This is a genomic window from Geodermatophilus sp. SYSU D00696, assembly GCF_054050235.1.
In genome coordinates this window covers 45427-67194 of the sequence record NZ_JBJGYY010000006.1, presented here as the reverse complement: position 1 = coordinate 67194, position 21768 = coordinate 45427, and the positions used below count along the sequence as shown (strand labels likewise).

Sequence of the window (21768 nt, the reverse complement as noted above, 5' to 3'; positions counted from 1 at the left end):
CCGTCACTCCTCGCGGGAGCCTCCGGCCCCCACTCCTCGCGACACCGCGGCCAGGTGCCCTCCCGCGTCGCACGGAGCCCGACCGTCACTCCTCGCGGGAGCCTCCGGCCCCCACTCCTCGCGACACCGCGGCCAGGTGCCCTCCCGCGTCGCGCGGAGCCCGACCGTCACTCCTCGCGGGAGCCTCCGGCCCCCACTCCTCGCGACACCGCGGCCAGGTGCCCTCCCGCGTCGCACGGAGCCCGACCGTCACTCCTCGCGGGAGCCTCCGGCCCCCACTCCTCGAGACACCGCTGTCGCGGGTGGGGGCCTCGTCGGCCGGTGGGCCGACGGCGTGCCGGCGTCAGGCGATGTCGGTGTAGGCGTCGCGGAGGTAGTCCTGGACGGCGCGCTCGGGCACGCGGAAGGACCGGCCGACGCGGACGGCGGAGAGCTCGCCGGCGTGGACGAGGCGGTACACGGTCATCTTGGAGACGCGCATCATGCTGGCGACCTCGGCGACGGTCAGGAAGGTGACCGCGGCGCGCGGCTGCGGGACGGCGGCGCGGCCGACCGGGACGGCGGCGGGGTGCTGCGGGCCCACGGGGCGGGCGACGGCGGCGGCCGGGATCGGGCGGGCCATCGGGCGCGGGCCGGGGACGGCCGGGCGGACGTAGGCGGCGTTGGTGCGCTGGGGCATGGTCATCTCTGTCTCCGGACTCAGCACGAGTCGAGCGCCGGCTTCCCCACCGACTACGGGACTCACACGTGCTGACACAGAGAGTAGGGGGACCCGCGTGACGGAAGCGATGGAAGAAACGGACATGCGGAACGGTCCGTCCTGGGCAGAACTACACCTATGCAACTCGCTTCACAGCTGTATCGGCGCGTCAGCAAGGAGATGTGTCGACACGGTGACGCAGCGTCCACGAACGGAGCCGTGAGACGGGGTACGGTCACCGGCTCCCGTCGGCCCGGCCGAGCTCGACCGAGCGCTGCGCGGCCGCCTCGATGGCCGCGATGAGCGCCGAGCGGACCGAGTGGCGCTCCAGCTCGCGGATGCCGGCGATCGTCGTCCCGCCGGGGCTGCTCACCGCGTCGCGCAGCTGGGCCGGGTGCTCCCCGGACTCGCGCAGCATCACCGCCGACCCCAGCGCGGTCTGCACCACCAGCTCGGTGGTCAGCGCCCGCGGCAGGCCGAGCAGCACGCCGGCGTCGACCATCGCCTCGACGAGGTAGAAGAAGTAGGCCGGCCCGCTGCCCGACAGCGCCGTCACCGCGTCCTGCTGGTACTCCGGCACCCGCGCCACCCGGCCGACGGTCGACAGCAGCGCCTCGGCCTCGTCGAGCTCGGCCTCCCCCGCCGAGTTCCCGGCCGAGAGCACGCTCATCCCCTGGTCGACCAGCGCCGGGGTGTTGGGCATGACCCGCACCACCGGGACCCCGGAGGGCAACGCCGCCTCGATCGCGGCGGTGGGGAAGCCGGCGGCGATGCTCACCACCAGGTGCCCGGGGTCCACCGACGGCGCGAGCTGCTCGAGCAGCGACGGCAGGTCCTGGGGCTTGACCGCCAGCAGCAGCACCCGCGCCCGCGCGGCGGCCTCCGCCACGCCGACGGCGTCGATGCCGTAGCGCGCCGCGAGCTCGGCCCCGCGCTCCGGGTGCCGCTCGCAGACGACCACGCCGTCGGGGCCCGAGCGCCGCACCAGCCCCGCCAGCAGGGCCTCGCCCATCTTGCCGCCGCCCAGGACCGCCAGTCCCCGCCGTCCGCCCATCGCCCGCTCCCGCCTGTCGAGGTCCCCGGTCGGGACCGTAGTGCGCGCGGGTGTGCTGCCCGGGGGGCCCGGGTAGCCGCGCCCGCATGGCAGGAGAACTGGACGGGATGAAGGTGGCCGTGCTCGCGACCGACGGCGTCGAGCAGGTGGAGCTCGACCGGCCCTGGCAGGCCCTGGAGGAGGCCGGGGCCGAGCCGGAGCTGGTGTCCCTGGCGGGCGGCACGATCACCGCCTTCCAGCACCTCGACAAGGGAGACCAGAAGAAGGTCGACACGACGGTCGCCACCGCCGACCCCGACGACTACGCGGCGCTGGTCCTGCCCGGCGGCGTCGTCAACGGGGACTTCGTGCGGGCCGACGCCGACGCGGTCGCCTTCGTCACGGCCTTCTTCGAGGCGGGCCGGCCGGTGGCGGCCATCTGTCACGCGCCCTGGGTGCTCGCGGAGGCCGACGTCGTGCGGGGGCGGCGGATGACCTCGTGGCCCTCGCTGCAGACCGACCTGCGCAACGCCGGCGCGACGTGGGTGGACGAGGAGGTCGTCGTCGACGGCAACCTGGTCACCAGCCGCGACCCCGACGACCTCGACGCCTTCTGCGCGGCGATCGTCGAGCGGTTCGCGCAGGCCACCGACGACGAGGCCGACGAGGACGGGTGAGCCGGCCCGCCCGCCGGCTCAGGTGGCGGCGAGCAGCCCGGCGGCCGGGGCGATGGTGAGCAGCGTCCCGGCGAACACGAGGACGGCGACCAGCCTCGGGCCGGTGGGCTCGCGGCCGGTCCGCGCGCGCCACGCCCCCACGCTCGCGACCAGCCCGGTGACCGCCAGCGGGACCAGGACCACCGCGAGCTGGGGCAGCTGTTCCCACACCACGGTGGAGAGGAAGTAGATGCCGACGCCGGCGGCCAGCGCGACCACGAGCTCGCCGGCGAAGCGCAGCCACGCCAGCGCGCCCTCGCGGGCGCCCAGCGGCTCGTCGAGGACCTGCGTCTCGCGGGCGCGGGCCACCGGGATGGGCCCGGTGGCGGGAGCGGGACCGTCGGCGCCGGGGACGCCGGGCTTGCGCGAGGGCCGGATCCCGGGGATGGCCGCCGTGGAGGGTCCCTGTGGCCCGCGGCCGGGCTCCTCCGGCGACACCCGCCCGGTGTCCCGGTCCGGCTCCCGGGCAGGCCGGGCTGCCTCGCGGGCGACGCGGCCGGTGTCCGACACCCTGCTCTCCGACACCCGGCCGGTGTCGCTGGCCCGGCGCCCCGGGTTGGGCCGGTCGGCGTCGGTGTCGGCGTCGCGCTGGCGCTGCTTGATCGGGACGTCGCCGGTGTCGCCCCGCCGCCGACGGGCGCTGCGCGGTGCCTCGATGCCGGCCTCGCGGAGGATGTCGGCCAGCGGCCGCCCGCCGGTCTCGGGCCCGCGCCCGGGATCGGGGTCCCGGCGGGGCTGTGCCATCACGCGCCTCCCAAGGTGTCGAGCCGGCGGAGGATGACGCCCTCGCGCAGGGCCCACGGGCAGATCCGCACGGAGGGTAGATCCAGTGCCTGCATGGCGGCCTGCGCCACCACGGCACCGGCGGGCACCTGGTGGGCGCGGTCGGGCGACACGCCGCGCAGCTCGGCCAGCGCGCGGGACTCGATGCGGGACACGAAACCGATCAGCTGGCCCAGGCCGTCGGCGCTGAGCTCGCGGGGCACGCGCAGGCCCGCGGAGTAGGGCGCGGCGCCGGTGAGCCGGGCCAGCGTGCGGAAGGTCTTGCTCGTGGCCGCGACCAGGTCGGGCGGCCCGGCGCCGCGGAGCTTCTTGGCCGCCGGCCGGAGCACGTCGGCGGCGTGCTCGCCGAGCGCGCGGAGCGCGGCCAGGTCGGGACGGCCCCCGGTCGCGGCCTCGGGGAGGAACCGGCGGGTCATCCGGCCGGCGCCCAGCGGGAGCGACAGGGCCACGTCGGGGTCCTCGTCGGTGCCGGCGGCCAGCTCCAGCGAGCCACCGCCGATGTCGAGGACCAGCAGCCGCCCGGCGCTCCAGCCGTACCAGCGGCGCACGGCGAGGAAGGTCAGCCGGGCCTCCTCCTCGCCGCTGGTGACCTGCAGGTCGACGCCGGTCCGCTGGCGGACCCGCGCGAGCACCTCCATGCCGTTGCGCGCCTCGCGGATGGCCGAGGTGACCAGGGCGAGGACCTCGTCGCAGCCCTCCTCCTCCGCCTGGACGCACGCCTTCTGCACCGCCTTGACCAGGGCCTTCTCGCCCTCCCTGGACAGCACGTCGTCGGCGCCGACGTGCTCGGCCAGGCGCAGCAGCCAGCGGTCGTCGTGCTGGGCGGTGGGCTCGGCCCCGCGGTGGGCGTCGACCACGAGCAGGTGGACGGTGTTCGAGCCGACGTCCAGCACCCCGAGCCGCATGGGCCCAGTCTGCCTGGCGCCCTCCGGGGACTCGTGCCCAGCGCAGGGCGGCGTCAGGGGGAGGCGGCCCTTCTCTAGCCTGGCGCCGTGGAGGACGTGCCGCCCGAGGTCGATCCCGACTTCGCCCGCGAGTGGGTGGAGTTCCCCGACCCGGCCGACCCCCGGCACCGGGTCCGCGCCGACCTGACCTGGCTGTCCTCGGCCTGGACCTGCGTCTTCGGCCGCGGCTGCGCCGGCGTGGTCCCCGGCCGGGCCGACGACGGCTGCTGCAGCCACGGCGCCTTCTTCAGCGACGAGGACGACCTCGCGCGGGTCACCGCCGCCGTCGCCGACCTCGCCGACGACGACTGGCAGCTCGCGCCGGTCGGGCGCGGCGCCTGGACGGAGGAGGACACCGCCGACGACGAGGGCGGGATCCGGTCGCTGCGCACCCGCCTGGTCGACGGCGCCTGCGTGTTCCTCAACCGGCCCGGCTTCCCCGGCGGGACCGGCTGCGCGCTGCACCGCATGGCGCTGCGCGAGGACCTGCACCCGCTCCACACCAAGCCCGACGTCTGCTGGCAGCTGCCGGTCCGCCGCGAGCAGGAGGAGGTCGAGCGGCCCGACGGCAGCACGGTGCTGGTCAGCACGGTCGGCGAGTTCGACCGCCGCGGCTGGGGCCCCGGCGGCGCCGACCTGCACTGGTGGTGCACCGGCTCCCCCGCCGCGCACGTCTCCCCCGAGCCGCTCGTGCTCACCTACGCCGCCGAGCTCACCGCCCTGCTGGGCCCGGCCGCCTACGCCGAGCTGCGCCGGCTCACCGAGGCACGGCTGGACCAGGGGCTGGTCGCGCCGCACCCGGCCAGCCCCGCCCCGGTCCCCCTGACGCTGCAGCGGCGGCGGCCGGCGGACTGAGCGTTCTCCTCCGTCCGGGTGCGGTGACCCCCGGACGTCACCCCGCGCCACTACCCTGCGCAGGACGACCGCGACGACCGGACGGCGAGGACAGTGAGCGACGGACAGGCGGCGGACCCGGCGGGCACGCGCGCGTCGGGGTCGTCGCCGAGCGGGCACCGGGCCGACAACGCGCTGCTCGCGCTGGTGCGGATCCCGGTGTTCCGGCGGCTGTGGGCGTCGATCACCGTCTCCAGCCTCGGCGACTGGCTGGGCCTGCTCGCCACCACCGCGCTCGCCCAGCAGCTCACCCGCGACGAGTCGACCGCGGTCCAGGGCGCGGCGATCTCCGGGGTCATCCTCACCCGGCTGCTGCCCGACCTCCTGCTCGGCCCGCTGGCCGGGGCGCTGGCAGACCGGCTCGACCGGCGGATCACCGTCGTCGTCGGGGAGCTGCTCGCCTGCGGGCTGTACCTGTCGATCGCGGTCAGCTACGAGCTGACCTGGCTCTACGTCGCCCAGTTCCTGGTCGAGGCCGTCGGGCTGTTCACCAACCCCGCCAAGCAGGCGATCTGGGTGGCGATCGTGCCGCGGGAGCGGCTCGCGGTGGCCAACCAGGTCTCGCTGTTCAGCGTGTACGGCTCGGTGCCGGTGGCCTCGCTGCTGTTCGCCCTGCTGTCCACCGTCGCCCGCGTGTTCCCCGGGAGCGAGGAGGGCGGCGACGCGCGCACGGCGATCACGGTCGCCCTGCTGTTCAACTCCGCGAGCTTCGCGGTCTCGGCGGTCACGGTGTTCCTGTCCCGCCGGCTCATCCCGCCCACGGCCGTCGACCGCGAGGCGCCGACCAACGTGTTCTCCCTCGTCGCCGAGGGGATCTCGTTCCTGCGCGGCCAGCCGCTGATGCGCGCGCTCTACGTCGGCGTGATCGGCGCGTTCGGCGCCGGGGGCCTGATCATCGGCGTCGCCCAGCTCTACATCGCCACGCTCGACGCCGGCGCGGCCGGCTACGGCGTGGTGTTCGGCATCGTGTTCACCGGCCTGGCCCTGGGCATGCTCACCGGGCCGCGGATCCTGCCCACGGTGCCGCGGCGGTCACTGTTCGCCCGCTCGATCGGCCTGGCCGGCATCGCCCTGCTGGCCATGTCGGTGCTGCGGGACTTCGTGCTGGCCACCGCCGCGGCCTTCCTCGTCGGCCTGTTCGCCGGGATCGCCTGGATCATCGGCTACACGCTGATCGGCTTCGAGGTCGAGGACCGGCTGCGCGGGCGGGTGTTCGCCTTCGTCGTCTCGTCGGTGCGGATCGTGCTGCTGCTCTCGGTCGCCGTCGGCCCGGGCCTGGCGGGTCTGCTCGGCACGCACGACCTGCGCGTCGGGGAGCTGCTGCTCACCCTGACCGGCCCGGGGCTGACCCTGCTGATCGGCGGGGTCATCGCGCTGCTGGTGAGCGGCTACGCCGTCCGGCAGGTCGCCCCCCGCGGCCGGGCGCACACCCGCCCCCGGGACCTGCTGCGGCTGCTGTGGGGCAGCTCGGACATCCTCTCGGCGTCCTCCAGCGGCGTCGGGCTGTTCGTCGTGGTGGAGGGCGCCGACCGCGACCTCACCCGCCGCTACACCGCCGACCTCGCCCGCGTGCTGCGCAGCACCGGCCACCCGGTGGTCACCACCCACGAGCCCAGCGACACCGCGCTCGGCCGCCAGGTGCGCCAGCTGCTCTACCCGTCGGCGCCCGAGGCCGCGCCCGGCCAGCCGGTCACCGACGGCGAGGGCCGCCCGGTGGCCGCCTACACCGCGGCGCTGCTGGCCGCCGCCGACCGCGCCGAGCACGTGGCCACGGTCATCCGCCCGGCGCTGCAGCGGCGCCAGGTCGTGGTGTGCAACCACTACGTGGACACCTCGATCGCCTTCCACGGCGCCGGGCAGGGCCTCGACGCCGACCGCATCACCCGCACCTCGCTGTGGGCCACCCGCGGCCTGCTGCCCGACCTGACCGTCGTCGTCGACTCCGACGTCACCGCGGCCCCGGCCGGCGCCGACGCCGACGCGGTGCGCGCCGGCTTCCTCGCCCAGGCCGACGCCGCCCCCGACCGCTACGTCGTCGTCCCCGGCGAGCTGCTCGCCGCCGACGCCCCGACCGGCGGGGACGGACTGGTCTCCCCCGTGGTCAGGCGCCGGCTCACCGCACTGCTCGCCCAGCGCTACCCCGAGGCCGGCCCCGGCGGCGCGGAGGGCAGCGGGGTCGGCGGTGCCGACGACCCGCCGGTCGGCGCGGCGCGCACCGCTACCGGGAGGAGCGCCGGCCGCTCCGTAGGCTGACCGCCGTGGCTGCCCCGGTGACCTCCGCCCCGGTGACGTGGACCGCCGAGGACACCGAGGAGGTCGACTGCTGCCTCTGCGGCGTGCGCGGCCGACTCGTGCACGACCTGCGGCCCTTCGGGGTCGTCCGCTGCCCGTCGTGCTCGCTGGTGTTCGTCAGCCCACGGCTGGCACCGGCGGCCCTGCAGCGGCTCTACGACGACGTCGGCTACTTCGAGGGCGGGGTGTACGGGGAGGCCGCGCAGGAGCCCCGCCGTCTCGACCCCGCGATGCTGCTGCAGCGCACCTGGACCGCCGGCCGGCTGGCGCTGCTCGACCGGGTCCGCGGCCGGGCCCCCGGCGGCCGGCTGCTCGAGGTGGGCGCCGGGTACGGCCTGTTCCTCGACGCCGCCCGGGCGGCGGGCTGGCGGACCAGCGGCGTCGAGCTCTCGCGCACCGGCGCCCGGCACGCCGTCGAGGCCCTCGGACTCGACGTCTTCTGCGGTCAGCTCGCCGAGGCGCCGCTGGAGCCCGGCGTCGACGTCCTGTGCGCGTGGGACACCGTCGAGCACGTGCCCGACCCGCTCGACTTCTGGCGGACGGCGCGCTCGCTGGTGGCCGACGACGGCGTCGTGCTGTTCTCCACGCCCTACGTGTCCTCGCTGCCCGCCCGGCTGCTGGGCACCCGCTGGTGGACGCTCAAGCCGGCCGAGCACATCTGGCACTTCACGCCGCGCACGCACGCGATGCTGCTGGCCCGGGCCGGCTTCGCCCTCACCCGGGTGGTGCGCAGCCCGCTGGCGCCGAGCAACGCCGGGCGGCTGGACTCCCTGGTCGGCGTCGCCCGCCCGATCCCGCTCGACTGAGCCGCGGCCGGGTCAGGCGGCCGAGCCCTCCCCCACGGGCACCGCCGCGGCGGTCCGGAAGGTCTGCCGGTAGGCGCGCGGGGACACGCCCCGGCGGCGGGCGAACTGCTCGCGGAAGCCGGCGGCCGTCCCGAAGCCGACCAGCCGCGCGATCTCCTCGACCGGCGCGTCGCTCTCCTCCAGCAGCGTCTCGGCGGCGGCCAGCCGCTGGCCGAGCAGCCACGCGTGCGGCGTCGTCCCGGTGGTGGCCTTGAACCGGCGGGCGAAGCTGCGCGGGCTCATCAGCGCGCGGCGGGCGAGCACCTCGACGCTGATGTCCTCGGCCAGGTGCGCGCAGGCCCACTCGAGGACCAGCGAGAGCCGGTCGTCCTCGCAGCGGGCGACCGGCGCGTCGATGAACTGGGCCTGCCCGCCGTCGCGGTGCGGCGGGACGACCATCTCGCGCGCGAGCGCGTTCGCCGCGGCGGCGCCCCACTCGCGGCGCACCAGGTGCAGCGTCGCGTCGACGCCGGCCGCCGTGCCGGCACCGGTGATGACCTGCCCGTTGTCGACGTAGAGGACGGCGGGGTCGACCCGCACGGCCGGGAACCGGGCGGCCAGCTCGCCGGCGTAGCGCCAGTGCGTGGTGGCCCGCTTGCCGTCGAGCAGGCCCGCCGCCGCGACGACGAAGGCCCCGGTGCAGTGGCTGACGATGAGCGCGCCGCGGTCGTGCGCGGCCCGCAGCGCCTCGACGAGCGCGGTGGTGGGCTCGTGGTCGACCAGCTCCCAGGCGGTCACCAGCAGGATGTCGCTGGCGGCCAGCCGCTCGAAGCCGTGCTCGACGGTGATCGCGATGCCGGTGTCGGTGCGCAGGACCCCGGGCCGCTCGCTGACCAGGGCGAAGTCGAAGCGCGGCAGGCCCATGTGCCGCCGGTCGTAGCCGAACACCTCGGCGGCCACGCCCACCCCGAAGCTGCCCACGAGACCGTCGGCGACGACGGCGCTGACGACGAGGGGACGGTCGGATCCGGTCATGCGCACAGCATGGCAGAAAAGACGCGGACCGTGTCGTTCCTGCCACTCGTGCGGCGGGGGGCCGCGGAGCACGCTCGTCGCATGTTGCTGATCACCTGCCCCGTGACCCGGACCGACGAGCTGGTCGCCGACCGGCGCATCCGGTCGGTCACCAACCACCCGACCCACATCGCCCTGGGTGTGGAGTGCCCCTCCTGCGGGAGCGTGCACGTCTACCGGACCGGACGCCGCTGGGCGTCGCGCTCCACCACCCCTCCGGCTCGGGCTGCGGCGGAGCTCACCCCCGCCTAGGATCGAACACATGAGCGAAGCGAACGTCAACACGGGCCAGGCCGGCGACCCGACCGCGGAGAAGGACCCGTCGGACTGGGTGACCGGCGACGAGCCCGCCACCGGCGCCCAGAAGAGCTACCTGCACACGCTGGCCCGCCAGGCCGGCGAGGACGTGCCCGACGACATCACCAAGGCCGACGCGTCGCGCAAGATCGACGAGCTGCAGGAGGAGACCGGCCGGGGTCAGTGACCCCGGCCGGTCCCGCGGCCCGCTGACGTGCTGGAACGGCCCCTTCGCAGGGTCCCGCCGCGAGCGAGCGGTGGGGGGCGGAGGGGTCCTCTCACTGCTCGAACTTGTAGCCCAGGCCGCGCACCGTCACCAGGTGCTTGGGGTTGGCCGGGTCGGGCTCGATCTTGGCCCGCAGCCGCTTGACGTGGACGTCGAGGGTCTTGGTGTCCCCGACGTAGTCCGAGCCCCACACCCGGTCGATGAGCTGCCCGCGGGTCAGCACCCGCCCGGCGTTGCGCAACAGCAGCTCGAGCAGGTCGAACTCCTTGAGCGGCAGCGCCACCGGCTCGCCGTCGACGGCGACCACGTGCCGCTCGACGTCCATCCGCACCGGGCCGGCCTCGAGCGTGCCGTCGTCGGCGGGCTCGACGTCGCCGCGGCGGCGGAGCACCGCACGGATGCGGGCGACCAGCTCCCGGGCCGAGTAGGGCTTGGTCACGTAGTCGTCGGCGCCGAGTTCCAGGCCGACGACCTTGTCCACCTCGGAGTCCTTGGCCGTGAGCATGATGATGGGGACGTTGCTCCGGGAGCGCAGTGCCCGGCAGACCTCGGTGCCCGGCAGGCCGGGGAGCATGAGGTCGAGCAGGACGATGTCGGCCCCCGCGCGGTCGAACTCGGCGAGGGCGTCGGGCCCGGTGGCGGCGACGACCGCCTCGAACCCCTCCCGGCCGAGCATGTAGGACAGCGCGTCGGAGAAGGACTCCTCGTCCTCCACCACCAGCACTCGGGTCATGACCGTCCTTCCTGCAGGACCGCGGCCTCGGCGTCGCGCGCCGCGCCGGCGGGTTCGGGGCGGTCGGAGGGGTCCTCGACCGCCAGGGGGATGCGGAGGGTGAAGGTGGAGCCGAGGCCCTCCTCGCTCCACACGCTGACCGAGCCGCCGTGGTTGCTGGCGACGTGCTTGACGATCGCCAGCCCGAGCCCGGTGCCCCCGGTGCTGCTGGCCCGCGACTGGTCGACGCGGTAGAAGCGCTCGAAGACCCGCTCGCGGTCGGCCCGCGGGATGCCGATCCCGCTGTCGGTGACGGCGATCTCGGCCTGCCCGCTGCGCGCCCGCGCCCCGACGGCGATCCGCGTGTTCTCCGGGCTGTAGGCGACGGCGTTGGCCAGCAGGTTGGTGACCGCCGTCGTCAGCTGGGACTCGACGCCGCGGACCACCAGCCCGCGCCGGCCACCGACGGCGATGGTGATCCCCTTCGCGGCGGCGGCCAGCCCGGTGCGGTCCACGGCCTCGGCGAGCACCGTGTCGACGTCGACGGGCACCAGCTCCGGCAGCGGCTCGGCGCCCTGCAGTCGCGACAGGTCGATCAGCTCGCGCACCAGCTTGGCCAGCCGGTCGGCCTCGTGCGCCATGCGGGCGGCGAAGCGCTGCACCGTCTCGGGGTCGTCGGCGGCGCCGAGCATGGCCTCGGCCAGCAGCCCCAGGGCGCCCACCGGCGTCTTCAGCTCGTGGCCGACGTTGGCGACGAAGTCGCGCCGGACGGCCTCGACCCGGCGGGCCTCGGTGACGTCCTGGAGCACGAGGGCGACCGGGCCGGGGACGACGGTGGGGACGGCGTCCAGCGGGATGCCGTGGACGCCGACCAGCCGGGAGCCGCCACCGACGAGCTCGCCGGGCAGCGACACGTCGGCGCGCCGGCTCCCCGAGGAGTGCACCTCGCGCACCACCTGCTGCAGGGCGGGGACCAGCAGCCGCCGGTCGCGGACGATGCCGAGGGCCCGCGCCGCGGGGTTGGCCACCACGACGGCGTCGTCCTTGTCGAGGACGACGACGGCGGGGTCCATGAGGTCGAGCAGTCTCCTGGCCAGCGCGGCCTCCCGCGCGGCGTCCCCGGGGTCGGCCCCGGCCTGCTCGGCCGCGGCGGACGACCGCCGGGCCAGCAGGACGACGACGGCCCCCAGGACCGCGCCGACGACGAGGCCGCCGAGGACGGCCAACAGGATCACGGAACCGATGCTAGGCCGCACCCCACCGGGGACATCCCCCGTGTGAGTGGCCGCAGAACCGGTCCGGGCGATTGTTCACACCCGGGTGCACCGGCGTTCACCCGGCCCGGACCTGCAGGCCGCGGAACAGCACCTACCCTCGGGGGGACAGCTGGCGGCGCATCGAGCAGACGGTGTCCGGACGGCGGGGGCCGGCGTCCGACCGGTCGGGAGGAGGACCCGTGCGCGAGCACTACCGCGAAGAGCTCGAGGACATCAACACCTGCCTGGTGGAGATGGCGAACTCGGTCGGCTCGGCCATGAGCAAGGCGACCACCGCCCTGCTCGACGCCGACGTCGCCCTCGCCGACCTCGTCATCGCCGGGGACGAGCACGTCGACGCGGTGCGCGAGAGCATCGAGGAGCGCTGCTTCACCCTGCTGGCCCGGCAGCAGCCGGTTGCCACCGACCTGCGCACGATCACCACCGCCATGCGGATCGTCGCCGACCTCGAGCGCATGGGCGACCTCGCGGTGCACGTGGCGAAGCTGGCACGGATGCGGTTCCCCGAGTCGGCCGTCCCGGCCGAGGTGCGGCCGATCTTCCTCGAGGCCGGCCACGTGGCGCAGAGCCTGGTGACCAAGACCGGCGCGGTGATCGCCAAGCTCGACGTCCGCGCGGCCACCGAGCTCGAGAGCGACGACGACCTGATGGACGCGCTGCACCGGCAGCTGTTCACCGAGCTGCTCAGCCCGGGCTGGCCGCACGGCATGGAGTCGGCCATCGACATCACGCTGCTCGGCCGCTACTACGAGCGCTTCGCCGACCACGCCGTCAGCGTCGCCCGCCGGGTGGTCTACCTGGTCACCGGCGAGCGGGAGATGACCTCCATCCCCACGTGATCCCGGAGACGCCGAGGGCCTCCCCACCGTGCGGTGGGGAGGCCCTCGGCGTCTCCGCTACTTCTGCTTGCCCTGGTTCTTGACCGCCTCGATCGCGGCCGCGGCGGCCTCGGGGTCGAGGTACTCGCCGCCGGGCTTGACCGGCCGCAGGTCGTCGTCGAGGTCGTAGCGCAGCGGGACGCCGGTGGGGATGTTGAGGCCCACGACCTCCTCCTCGCCCATGCCGTCGAGGTGCTTGACCAGCGCGCGCAGGCTGTTGCCGTGCGCGGCCACCAGCACCGTGGCGCCGGTGCGCAGGTCGGGGACGATCGCGTCGTACCAGTACGGCAGCATCCGCACGACGACGTCGGCCAGGCACTCGGTGGCCGGGCGGACCTCCGGCGGCAGGAAGGCGTAGCGCGGGTCGGCGTCCTGGGAGTACTCGCTGCCGGGCTCGATCGGCGGCGGCGGGGTGCTGTAGGAGCGCCGCCACACCATGAACTGCTCCTCGCCGTACTCGGCGAGGGTGGCGGCCTTGTCCTTGCCCTGCAGCGCGCCGTAGTGCCGCTCGTTGAGCCGCCAGGAGCGGCGCACCGGGATCCACTGCCGGTCGGCGGCGGCCAGCGCCAGCTCGGCGGTGGTGATCGCGCGCTTGAGCAGCGAGGTGTGCAGCACGTCGGGCAGCAGGCCGTGCTCGGCCAGCAGCTCGCCGCCACGGGCGGCCTCGGCGCGGCCCTTCTCCGACAGCTCGACGTCGACCCAGCCGGTGAACAGGTTGGCCTTGTTCCACTCGCTCTCGCCGTGGCGGAGCAGGACCAGGGTGCCGGGTGCGGTCGCCGCAGACTGGGTCACGGAGTCCATCCTGCCCGACCCGCCCGGCCGGCGGCCCGCCGAGGCGGCCTAACGGGTCACCAGCGGCCAGAGCACCCAGGCCTCGTAGAGCACCGGCGGCGCCAGGCCCACCAGCAGCCAGGGGCTGCGCACCCGGCGGGCCGCGCCCCAGCGCACCGCGGCCACCAGCGCCACGCTGCAGGTCAGCGCCACGCCCAGCCACAGCACGGTCGCGCCCACGTCGACCACGACCAGCTGGGCGAGCACGAGCTGCACCGCGCACAGCAGCAGCGGGTAGACCAGGCCGGAGGCGGCCACCACGCCGATCAGCGCCCGGCCGAGCCGTTCCTGCTGCGCGGGTGGCTCCTGCACGCCGCCCACGCTAGGCCGCGGACGGCGCCCCTGTCCCCGGCCGGCGGCGGCCGGGGAGCCAGACGAGCACCACGACGGCGGCGACGGCCGAGGCGGTGGCGGTGCCGACGGCGGTCAGGTGCATCGCCGAGACGAACGCGTCGCGGGCGGTGTCCTCCAGCCGTACCGCCGCGGCCACGGTGGCCTCGTCGCCGGCCGCGCGGGCCTGCACCGCCGTCGTCCGGGCGGCCTCCAGCGTGGCCGCGATCGAGGTGCTGGCCTCGTCGCGGACCGGCGCGGGCAGCACGTCGACGGCCCGGCCGACGTTCGCGGCGTAGGCGGTGGCCAGCAGCGAGCCGAGGATGGCCACGCCCAGCGCGCCGCCGACCTGCCGGACGGTGTTGTTGACCGCGGCACCGGCGCCGGCCTTCTCCCGCGGCACCACCGACATGATCGACTCGGTGGCCGGCGCCATGACCGCGCCCATGCCGAGCCCCTGCACGCTCAGCACGGTGACCAGCAACCACAGCGGCGCCGCCTCGTCGAGCAGCTGGAAACCCAGGAACGACAGGGTGATGAGGGCGAACCCGCCGGCGCAGACGGCCTTGGCGCCGAACCGCTCGGCCAGCCGGGAACTGCGCGTCGCCATGAGCGCCATCCCGAGCGCGACCGGGATGAGCGCGGCACCCGACTGCAGCGGGTCGTAGCCGCGGGCGCCCTGCAGGTAGTAGACGAGGTAGAAGGTGGCGCCCATCAGCGCGAAGAAGTTCAGGCCGAGGGCGGCGGCCGCGGCGGAGAAGGCCGGGACGCGGAACAGCGAGACGTCCAGCGCCGGGTGCGAGGAGCGCCGCTGCAGCCAGACGAACAGGGCCATGAGCAGTGCGCCGCCGACCAGCGGCACCAGCACCCCGGGCGTCGCCCAGCCCACCCCGGAGCCGGCGTGGATGATCCCGTAGACCAGGCCGGCCAGGGCCACGATCGACAGCAGCACCCCGGGGACGTCGAGCCGGCCCGGCGACGGGTCGCGGGACTCGGGGACGACCGCCAACGTGCCGACGACGCCGAGCACGGCCACCGGGACGCCGACGAGGAAGACCGCGCCCCACCAGAAGTGGGTGAGCACCGCGCCGCTGGCCAGCGGGCCGCCCGCGACGGCGAGCCCCGCGGTCGCCGCCCAGATGCCGATCGCGCGGCCGCGCTCACCGGCCGGGAAGACGTTGGTGATGACGGCGAGGGTGGTCGGCTGCACGGCGGCGCCGCCGACCCCCATCACCGCGCGCCAGAGGATGAGCTCGAGCGGGCTGCCGGAGAACGCGGCGAACACCGACCCGACGGCGAACACGGTGAGGCCGACCAGCAGCACCCGGCGCCGGCCGATCCGGTCACCGATCACGCCCCAGGAGAACAAGAGCCCGGCGAAGACGACGATGTAGGCGTCCACGGCCCACTGCAGCTCGCCCTGCGTGGCGCCCAGCTCGCGCTGCAGCGTGGGGATGGCGACGTTGAGCGTGGTGTTGCCGGTGATCACCACGAGCAGGCACACGGTCATGGTCGCCAGCACCCACCACCGCCGGGCGTAGCCGGGGCGCTCCTCGGCCTCGGCGAGCGCCCCGTCCCGCTCGGTGGCGGTCATCCCCCGCCGTCCGGGGGATCCCCTCCCCCGTCACCCTGCCGGTCGGTGCGGCCGGCCCGGGCGAAGGCGGCGAACGCCTCGAGGTTGCGCAGGGACTCCCCGCGCCGGACCCGCCACTCCCACTCGCGGCGGATCGACGTGCCGAACCCGATCTCCAGCAGGGTGTTGAAGGAGTCGTCGGCGTAGCTGAGCACCGCGCCGAGCACCCGGTCGAGCTCCTCGGGCGTCACCGCGGCGTGCGGCAGCCGCCCGGTCAGGTAGATGTCACCGACCCGGTCGATCGACCACGCGACGCCGTACATGCGGGCGTTGCGCTGCAGCAGGTGGGCCCACAGCTGCTCGCGGTTCTCGTCGGGCTGGCGGCAGACGAACGCCTCGACCCGCAGCGCGTGCTCGCCGACGACCAGCCCGCACACCGTCTTGAGCTTGTGCGTGCCGGGCAGGTCCACCAGCCACCGGCCCGGCGCCGGGTGCTCGTGCACCAGCTCGGCCTCGCGCAGCGTCCGGTCGACGACGGCGTCGAGCCGGGCCACGACGTCGGCCCGGGCCGGGCGCTCGGCGCCGTCCGTGCCGCCGGTCACCAGGCCACCTGCGTGCCCAGCGGGACCCCGACCACCGGCCGCAGCGCGCGGCGCGCGGCCGCGGCCATCTCGGCGGCGGCCGAGGCGTAGGCCGCGACGAGGGCGTCGGCGGTGCGGTCCCAGGAGAAGTCCGCGGCGTGCCGGCGGGCACCGGCGGCCAGCAGCGGCCGCCGGGCCAGCACCGAGCGGATGGCGGCGGCGTAGGCACCGGGGTCGCGGCCGGCGACGAGCACCCCCGAGACGCCGTCGCGCACCGCCGTGGGCAGGCCGCCGACCGCGGCGGCGACCACCGGCGTTCCGCAGGCCTGTGCCTCCAGCGCGACCAGGCCGAAGGACTCGTTGTGGCTGGGGACGACGGCGACGTCGGCGGCGCGGTAGTGCAGCGCCAGCCGCTCGGGCGGCTGCGGCGGCAGGAAGCGCACGAGGTCGGCGATGCCCAGGGACGCGGCCAGCTCCTCGAGCTGGCGCGGCGCCTCCAGACCCGAGCCGCTCGGCGCCCCCACCACGTGCACCTGCAGCCGGCCGCGGAGGGAAGGGTCGTCCTCCAGCATCCGGGCGGCCGCGGCCAGCAGCACGTCGGGCGCCTTGAGCGGCTGGATGCGACCGACGAAGGCCAGCACGACGGCGTCGGCGGGCACGCCCAGGACACGGCGGGCCGCGGCGCGGTCGCCGGGCGCGAACCGGTCGAGGTCGACCCCCGGCGGGACGACGAGGGTGCGCCGCGGGTCGGCCCCGTAGTGCTCGACGAGCTGGCGCGCCTCCTCCTCGGTGTTGGCCACCAGCCGGTCGGCCTCGGCGACCACCTGCTCCTCGCCGATCACCCGCAGCCGCGGCTCGGGGCGGTCGCCGTCCGCCAGCGCGGCGTTCTTGACCTTGGCCAGCGTGTGCGCGGTGTGGATCAGCGGCACGCTCCACCGGTCGCGCGCGAGCCAGCCGACCTGGCCGGAGAGCCAGTAGTGCGAGTGGACGACGTCGTAGTGCCCGGGCTCGTGCTGCGCCTCCTCACGCAGCACGCCGGCGGTGAAGGCGCACAGCTGGGCGGGCAGCTCGTCCTTGCCCAGGCCCTCGAACGGCCCGGCGCTGACGTGCCGCACGCAGACGCCGGGGCTCATCTCGACCACCGGCGGCAGGTCGCTGGAGGTGGCGCGGGTGAAGACGTCGACGGCGATGCCGCGGGCGGCCAGCCGGCGGGAGACCTCGACGATGTAGACGTTCATGCCTCCGGCGTCGCCGGCGCCGGGCTGGTCGAGCGGGCTGGTGTGCACCGAGATGGTCGCCACCCGGCGCGGCGCACGGTGCGGCAGGAGACGGCGAGCAGGCACTCCGACCTCCCGCCTCGTCCCCGTCCGGAGCGCCGTCGCGGCACCCCTGTCGGCTCTCCATCCTGCAACAGCGACAGGATGGCCACATGCCCGGTGTCAGCGATCTCTCACCCTCCGGCCCCGCCCCGCTGCCCGGGGCCGGGCGCACCGCCGTCGTCACCGGCGCCTCCAGCGGCATCGGCGCCGCGACGGCGGAACGGCTGGCGGCCGAGGGGTTCGACGTCGTCCTGGGCGCCCGGCGGCTGGACCGGCTGACCGCGCTCGCCGACCGCATCGGTGGCCGCGCGCTGCCGCTCGACGTCACCGACGCCGCCTCGGTCGAGGCCTTCGCGGCCGCGCTGCCCCGGGTCGACGTCCTGGTCAACAACGCCGGTGGCGCCTTCGACGTCAACCCGGTGGCCGAGGCCGACCTCGACTCGTGGGCGCGCACCTACGACGTCAACGTGCTGGGCACGGTCCGGCTGACCAAGGCACTCCTGCCGGCGCTGCGCTCCTCGGGCGCCGGCGACGTGCTGTTCGTCGGCTCCACGGCGGGGATCGTCAGCTACGAGGGCGGCGCGTCGTACACGGCGGCCAAGCACGGCGTGCACACCCTGGCCGAGACCCTGCGGCTGGAGCTGGTCGGCGAGCCGGTGCGGGTCATCGTGATCGCGCCCGGGATGGTGCGGACGGAGGAGTTCTCGCTCGTCCGCACCGGCAGCCAGGAGGCCGCCGACGCCGTCTACCGCGGGGTGCGCGAGCCGCTGGTCGCCGAGGACGTCGCCGACTGCATCGCCTGGACGCTCACCCGGCCCCACCACGTCAACGTCGACCTGCTCGTCGTCCGGCCGCGTGCCCAGGCCGCCCAGCACAAGGTGCACCGCGAGTCCGAGTGACCCCGCGCAGCCGGCCACAACTGCGCGAACCGGGGTCCCCGGTGGTGTGACCGGCCACACCGCGCGGCGACCGCACCCCGCGGTGCCCGACCTCACCCTGCAGCGCGAGGTCGGGCACCGCGGGGCGACGCCGGACCGACGGCGTCAGAGCCGCTGCGGCTCGGGGACCAGCGTGACGCCGAAGCGGTCGTGGACGGCGGCGACGACGCGGTCGGCGAAGGCCATGAGCTCGGCCGCCGTCGCACCCGGCTCGGTGGTCAGCGCCAGGCTGTGCCGCGACGAGGTCCCGACCCGGCCCTCGCGGGTGCCGCGGCCGAAGCCCGCCGACTGCACCAGCCACGCGGCGCTGAGCTTGACCCGCCCGTCGCCGGCCGGCCAGCTCGGGCACCCCGGCACCGCCTGCTCGGCCGGGACGACCGGGTTGGTGAAGAACGACCCGGCGCTGCGGGTGTCGGGGTCGGCCGGGTCGACGACCATCCCCTTGCCCCGGCGCAGGTCGAGCACCGCGGCGCGGACGTCGGCCAGCGGCGCCCGGCCGCCCAGGTCGACGCCCAGCCGCTTGGCGAGCTCGGCGTAGCCGACCGGCCGCGACAGCGGTCCCGGCTCGAGCGCGAAGGTCACGGTCAGGACGACGAAGCGGCCGGGCTCCCGCTTGAACCGGCTGTCGCGGTAGCCGAAGTCGCACTCGGCGTTGGGCAGCGTCCGCTCGGTCTTCTCGGCGCGGTCCCACACCCGCACCCCGGTGATCGTCTGGGCGACCTCCTGGCCGTAGGCGCCCACGTTCTGCACCGGGGTGGCGCCGGTCGAGCCGGGGATGCCGGAGAGCGCCTCCATCCCGGCCAGCTGCTGCTCGACGGTGTACGCGACGAGGTCGTCCCAGTCCTCGCCGGCCTGCACCTCGAGGACGTCGCCGCGCCGCTCGACGCCGCGGCTGCGCACGGCCACGACGTCGCCGTCCCACCCCGTGTCGGGGGCGACGACGTTGGAGCCCCCGCCGAGCACCAGCAGCGGCCGGCCGGCCTCGTCGGCCTCGCGGACGGCGGCGACCAGGTCGGCGGCGTCGGTGACCTCGACCAGCCGCTGCACGGGCCCACCCACCCCGAGGGTGGTGAGGTCGGCGAGACGGGCGTCGGATCGGACGAGCACCGCCCCACGGTAATCGGGTCACGCCGATCGGTGGCCGGGCCGCACGGGGTGGACGCGGGCGGCGAGGCGACTCGGGAGGCCGACTACCCTCGGGTCCGGTGAGTGAGGGCGGCAGCGAGCACAAGCGCCGGGCGAACCTGGCACCGCGCAGGGCCCACCCCCGGCTGGCCGCGGGCCGCGCCCGGGCCCTGGGCCTGCCGACGCGCGGCACCACCAACGCCAACCGCCTGCGCCGGGTCGACCGCTGGATCCTCGCCACGCAGGTCCCGCGGCTGCGTGACGCCGCCCGCCCGCTGGTGGTCGACCTGGGCTACGGCTCGTCGGCGGTGACCACCCTCGAGCTCGCCGACCGGCTCGGCCCCGAGGTGCCGGGGCTCGAGGTCGTGGGCCTGGAGATCGACCCCGCCCGCGTCGACGCCGTCGCCGAGGACCGCGACCCGCCGCGCGTCGACTTCCGCGTCGGCGGCTTCGAGCTCGCCGGGCTGCGGCCGGTGCTGGTGCGCGAGTTCAACGTGCTGCGCCAGTACGACGAGGCGTCCGCGGCCCGCGCCTGGGAGACCACGTGCGCCGCCCTGGGCCCGGGCGGGCTGCTGGTCGAGGGCACCTGCGACGAGTGGGGACGGCGGGCGAGCTGGGTGGCGCTGGACGCCGACGGGCCACTCACCCTCACCCTCGCCGCGCGGGTCGCCGACCTCGACCGGCCCTCCGACCTCGCCGAGCGACTGCCGAAGGCGCTGGTCCACCACAACGTGCCCGGGCAGCCGGTGCACGAGCTGCTGCGCGCGTTCGACGCCGCGTGGGCGGCCGCGGCAGGGCTGTCGACCTTCGGGCCGCGGCAGCGCTGGGTCGCCGCGGTGCAGACGCTGGCCGACGACGGCTGGCCGCTGGTCGGCACCACCCGGCGCTGGCGGCACGGCGAGCTCAGCGTCCGCTGGTCCGCGGTCGCGCCGCGGTGAGGAGGGACCGGACGCCGGTGGTGCCACCGGGCCCCACCGAGGTCGACGGCGGCACCGCGGAGCTGCTCGGCGACGCCGACCGCGACGGCTCCTGGGTCCTCGTCGTGGCGGGGACGCCGCAGTCGCACGTGGACCTCGACGACCCCGCGCACCTGGAGTTCGAGTACGTCCGCCGGATGGGCCACGTCCTCGACCTGGTCGCTCCCGAGGGGGAGCCGGTCGACGCGGTGCACCTGGGCGGCGGTGCGCTGACGCTGGCCCGCTACGTCGCCGTCACCCGGCCGGGCTCGCGCCAGCGGGTGGTCGAGGCCGACCAGCGGCTCACCGACCTGGTCCGGGCCCACCTGCCGCTGCCGCGGGGAGCGCGGGTGCGGGTGCGCGCCGCCGACGCCCGCGCCGGGCTCGCGGCCCTGCCCGCCGGCAGCGCGGACGTCGTCGTCAGCGACGTCTTCGCCGGGGCCCGCACCCCGGCGCACCTGACCACCGTCGAGTACGCCGCCGAGGCCCGCCGCGTGCTGCGGCCGGGCGGCGTGCTGACCGCCAACGTCGCCGACGGGCCGCCGCTGCGCTTCGCCCGCGGCCAGGTGGCCACGCTGCAGGCGGTGTTCGCGCACGTCTGCGTGCTGGCCGAGCCCGGGACGCTGCGCGGCCGGCGCTTCGGCAACCTGGTGACGGTGGCCTCCGACGCACCGCTGCCGGTGGCCGCCCTGACCCGGCGTTGCGCGGGCGACCCGATGCCGGCGCGGGTGGTGGCCGGCGACGACCTGGCGCGCTTCGCGGGCGACGCGGCGCCGGTCCGGGACGCGCAGGCGGTGGCCTCCCCGGAACCGCCTCCGGGTGTGTTCAGCCGCTGACCAGGGTCTTCCCCGATACCCGGCGGCCCGTGGCGCGCCTAGGGTCGGGACATGACCTATCCCGCACCGGCTCCGCGCCGGCTGGCCCGCGACACCCGCAACAAGATGATCGCCGGCGTCTGCGCCGGCATCGCCCGCCGCTACGGCATCTCCACCGGGGCCCTGCGGCTGGCCTTCGTGGTCTCGTGCATCCTGCCGGGGCCGCAGTTCATCGCCTACCTGGTGCTGTGGGCGTTCATGCCGCGCGACGACCGGTACTGAGCCGGCCGCTGCGTCACCAGCTGCTGTTGCCCCGCTGCACGCCGCGGACGGCCGGGCGCACGTCGACGAGGTAGACGACGGCCGCGATGACCGCGGGCAGGCCGAGGAAGGTCATCGGGCCCTGCAGGTAGATGACCACCGCGGCCAGCGCGGTGATGGCCGCCCAGGCCGGCTTGCTGAGCTTGCCGGCCGCGACGTACCCGGCGGCCGGGCGGATCACGGCGTCGACGAGGGCCCAGACGGTCAGCGCCTGCGTGGCGTAGTAGAGCGCCAACAGCACGATCCCGTCGAAGGACATGCCCGGAGGGTACCCGCCGGAGCGGTGCTCGGGCTGCCCCCGACGGGTGGACACCGTCCCGGGACGCGACAGGGCCCCGGAGCGCGACGTGCAGCTCCGGGGCCCTGGA

General features: G+C 75.9%; 25 protein-coding genes. 11 read left to right on the top strand and 14 right to left on the bottom strand.

Going from position 1 to position 21768, the window contains the following annotated elements; genetic code table 11:
- Positions 1-343: 343 nt before the first annotated feature.
- Both ACI79O_RS05895 and proC read right to left on the bottom strand, forming a co-directional pair.
- The gene (locus tag ACI79O_RS05895; RefSeq protein WP_456876303.1) at positions 344-685 is read right to left on the bottom strand and encodes a helix-turn-helix domain-containing protein; all 342 of its coding nucleotides are present in this window, start codon (positions 683-685) and stop codon (positions 344-346) included.
- Positions 686-935: 250 nt separating this feature from the next.
- Positions 936-1754, bottom strand: a complete 819-nt coding sequence (gene proC, locus ACI79O_RS05890; protein WP_456876304.1) for a pyrroline-5-carboxylate reductase — start codon at positions 1752-1754, stop codon at positions 936-938.
- 86 nt (positions 1755-1840) lie between these two features.
- Between proC and ACI79O_RS05885 the strand changes: the two genes are divergently transcribed.
- On the top strand, positions 1841-2410 hold the full coding sequence (locus ACI79O_RS05885; protein WP_456913561.1) for a type 1 glutamine amidotransferase domain-containing protein: 570 nt from the start codon (positions 1841-1843) through the stop codon (positions 2408-2410).
- Positions 2411-2428: 18 nt separating this feature from the next.
- Here ACI79O_RS05885 and ACI79O_RS05880 read toward each other — a convergent pair whose 3' ends face one another.
- Together ACI79O_RS05880 and ACI79O_RS05875 are read right to left on the bottom strand one after the other, a co-directional pair.
- Positions 2429-3193 (bottom strand): hypothetical protein, encoded by a 765-nt coding sequence (locus ACI79O_RS05880; protein WP_456888671.1) that lies wholly within the window; start codon positions 3191-3193, stop codon positions 2429-2431.
- On the bottom strand, positions 3193-4137 hold the full coding sequence (locus tag ACI79O_RS05875; protein ID WP_456888669.1) for a Ppx/GppA phosphatase family protein: 945 nt from the start codon (positions 4135-4137) through the stop codon (positions 3193-3195). The genes ACI79O_RS05880 and ACI79O_RS05875 overlap by 1 nt, the downstream gene beginning before the upstream one ends.
- A gap of 87 nt (positions 4138-4224) precedes the next feature.
- On the opposite strand from ACI79O_RS05875, the gene ACI79O_RS05870 reads away from it, so the two are divergent.
- The 3 genes from ACI79O_RS05870 (at position 4225) to ACI79O_RS05860 (ending at position 8168) form a co-directional block, all read left to right on the top strand.
- Entirely contained in the window at positions 4225-5031 is an 807-nt protein-coding gene (locus ACI79O_RS05870) for a hypothetical protein (protein ID WP_456913560.1), read from the top strand.
- A gap of 93 nt (positions 5032-5124) precedes the next feature.
- Positions 5125-7323: a bifunctional MFS transporter/dTMP kinase gene (locus tag ACI79O_RS05865; RefSeq protein WP_456913559.1), complete on the top strand. Its 2199-nt coding sequence runs from the start codon at positions 5125-5127 to the stop codon at positions 7321-7323.
- A 5-nt stretch (positions 7324-7328) separates the two neighbouring features.
- Positions 7329-8168 (top strand): class I SAM-dependent methyltransferase, encoded by an 840-nt coding sequence (locus tag ACI79O_RS05860; RefSeq protein WP_456913558.1) that lies wholly within the window; start codon positions 7329-7331, stop codon positions 8166-8168.
- Positions 8169-8180: 12 nt separating this feature from the next.
- Here ACI79O_RS05860 and ACI79O_RS05855 read toward each other — a convergent pair whose 3' ends face one another.
- Positions 8181-9182, bottom strand: a complete 1002-nt coding sequence (locus ACI79O_RS05855) for a helix-turn-helix domain-containing protein (RefSeq protein WP_456888662.1) — start codon at positions 9180-9182, stop codon at positions 8181-8183.
- An 81-nt stretch (positions 9183-9263) separates the two neighbouring features.
- Here ACI79O_RS05855 and ACI79O_RS05850 point away from each other — a divergent pair, with 81 nt between their 5' ends.
- Positions 9264-9473 carry a hypothetical protein gene (locus ACI79O_RS05850; RefSeq protein WP_456876312.1) on the top strand — a complete coding sequence of 70 codons (210 nt, stop codon included), beginning with the start codon at positions 9264-9266 and terminating at the stop codon, positions 9471-9473.
- A 10-nt stretch (positions 9474-9483) separates the two neighbouring features.
- Positions 9484-9705, top strand: a complete 222-nt coding sequence (locus ACI79O_RS05845) for a DUF3072 domain-containing protein (RefSeq protein ID WP_456888660.1) — start codon at positions 9484-9486, stop codon at positions 9703-9705.
- 91 nt (positions 9706-9796) lie between these two features.
- Here ACI79O_RS05845 and ACI79O_RS05840 read toward each other — a convergent pair whose 3' ends face one another.
- Positions 9797-10477, bottom strand: coding sequence for a winged helix-turn-helix domain-containing protein (locus tag ACI79O_RS05840; RefSeq protein WP_456888659.1), 681 nt, complete (start codon positions 10475-10477; stop codon positions 9797-9799).
- Positions 10474-11691, bottom strand: a complete 1218-nt coding sequence (locus ACI79O_RS05835; RefSeq protein WP_456888657.1) for a sensor histidine kinase — start codon at positions 11689-11691, stop codon at positions 10474-10476. Before ACI79O_RS05835 ends, ACI79O_RS05840 begins: the two co-directional genes overlap by 4 nt.
- 221 nt (positions 11692-11912) lie before the next feature.
- On the opposite strand from ACI79O_RS05835, the gene phoU reads away from it, so the two are divergent.
- Positions 11913-12572: a phosphate signaling complex protein PhoU gene (gene phoU / locus ACI79O_RS05830; RefSeq protein WP_456913557.1), complete on the top strand. Its 660-nt coding sequence runs from the start codon at positions 11913-11915 to the stop codon at positions 12570-12572.
- A 57-nt stretch (positions 12573-12629) separates the two neighbouring features.
- On the opposite strand, the gene ACI79O_RS05825 is transcribed toward phoU, so the two are convergent.
- The 5 genes from ACI79O_RS05825 to mshA are packed head-to-tail and all read right to left on the bottom strand — an operon-like array spanning position 12630 to position 17227.
- The gene (locus ACI79O_RS05825) at positions 12630-13403 is read right to left on the bottom strand and encodes a phosphoglyceromutase (protein WP_456888654.1); all 774 of its coding nucleotides are present in this window, start codon (positions 13401-13403) and stop codon (positions 12630-12632) included.
- Between the two features lie 48 nt (positions 13404-13451).
- Positions 13452-13754 carry a hypothetical protein gene (locus ACI79O_RS05820; protein WP_456876318.1) on the bottom strand — a complete coding sequence of 101 codons (303 nt, stop codon included), beginning with the start codon at positions 13752-13754 and terminating at the stop codon, positions 13452-13454.
- Positions 13755-13764: 10 nt separating this feature from the next.
- The gene (locus tag ACI79O_RS05815; protein ID WP_456913556.1) at positions 13765-15366 is read right to left on the bottom strand and encodes an MFS transporter; all 1602 of its coding nucleotides are present in this window, start codon (positions 15364-15366) and stop codon (positions 13765-13767) included.
- Positions 15363-15947: a YbjN domain-containing protein gene (locus ACI79O_RS05810; RefSeq protein WP_456888650.1), complete on the bottom strand. Its 585-nt coding sequence runs from the start codon at positions 15945-15947 to the stop codon at positions 15363-15365. Before ACI79O_RS05810 ends, ACI79O_RS05815 begins: the two co-directional genes overlap by 4 nt.
- Positions 15944-17227 (bottom strand): D-inositol-3-phosphate glycosyltransferase, encoded by a 1284-nt coding sequence (gene mshA, locus ACI79O_RS05805; RefSeq protein ID WP_456913555.1) that lies wholly within the window; start codon positions 17225-17227, stop codon positions 15944-15946. The genes ACI79O_RS05810 and mshA overlap by 4 nt, the downstream gene beginning before the upstream one ends.
- A 128-nt stretch (positions 17228-17355) precedes the next feature.
- Here mshA and ACI79O_RS05800 point away from each other — a divergent pair, with 128 nt between their 5' ends.
- Positions 17356-18144 (top strand): SDR family oxidoreductase, encoded by a 789-nt coding sequence (locus ACI79O_RS05800; protein ID WP_456913554.1) that lies wholly within the window; start codon positions 17356-17358, stop codon positions 18142-18144.
- A gap of 144 nt (positions 18145-18288) precedes the next feature.
- Here the strand turns inward: ACI79O_RS05800 and ACI79O_RS05795 are convergent, their stop codons facing one another.
- Positions 18289-19290: a UDP-N-acetylmuramate dehydrogenase gene (locus tag ACI79O_RS05795; RefSeq protein ID WP_456888645.1), complete on the bottom strand. Its 1002-nt coding sequence runs from the start codon at positions 19288-19290 to the stop codon at positions 18289-18291.
- Positions 19291-19388: 98 nt separating this feature from the next.
- Between ACI79O_RS05795 and ACI79O_RS05790 the strand changes: the two genes are divergently transcribed.
- Genes ACI79O_RS05790 through ACI79O_RS05780 form a run of 3 tightly spaced genes read left to right on the top strand, consistent with a single transcriptional unit; the run spans position 19389 to position 21361 of the window.
- Complete coding sequence (locus ACI79O_RS05790; protein ID WP_456888644.1) at positions 19389-20246, top strand: class I SAM-dependent methyltransferase; 858 nt, start codon at positions 19389-19391, stop codon at positions 20244-20246.
- A gap of 17 nt (positions 20247-20263) precedes the next feature.
- Positions 20264-21100, top strand: coding sequence for a spermidine synthase (locus tag ACI79O_RS05785; protein WP_456888642.1), 837 nt, complete (start codon positions 20264-20266; stop codon positions 21098-21100).
- Positions 21101-21151: 51 nt separating this feature from the next.
- Entirely contained in the window at positions 21152-21361 is a 210-nt protein-coding gene (locus ACI79O_RS05780; protein WP_456876326.1) for a PspC domain-containing protein, read from the top strand.
- A gap of 13 nt (positions 21362-21374) precedes the next feature.
- On the opposite strand, the gene ACI79O_RS05775 is transcribed toward ACI79O_RS05780, so the two are convergent.
- Positions 21375-21659, bottom strand: a complete 285-nt coding sequence (locus tag ACI79O_RS05775) for a DUF2516 family protein (protein ID WP_456888640.1) — start codon at positions 21657-21659, stop codon at positions 21375-21377.
- Positions 21660-21768 lie beyond the last annotated feature (109 nt).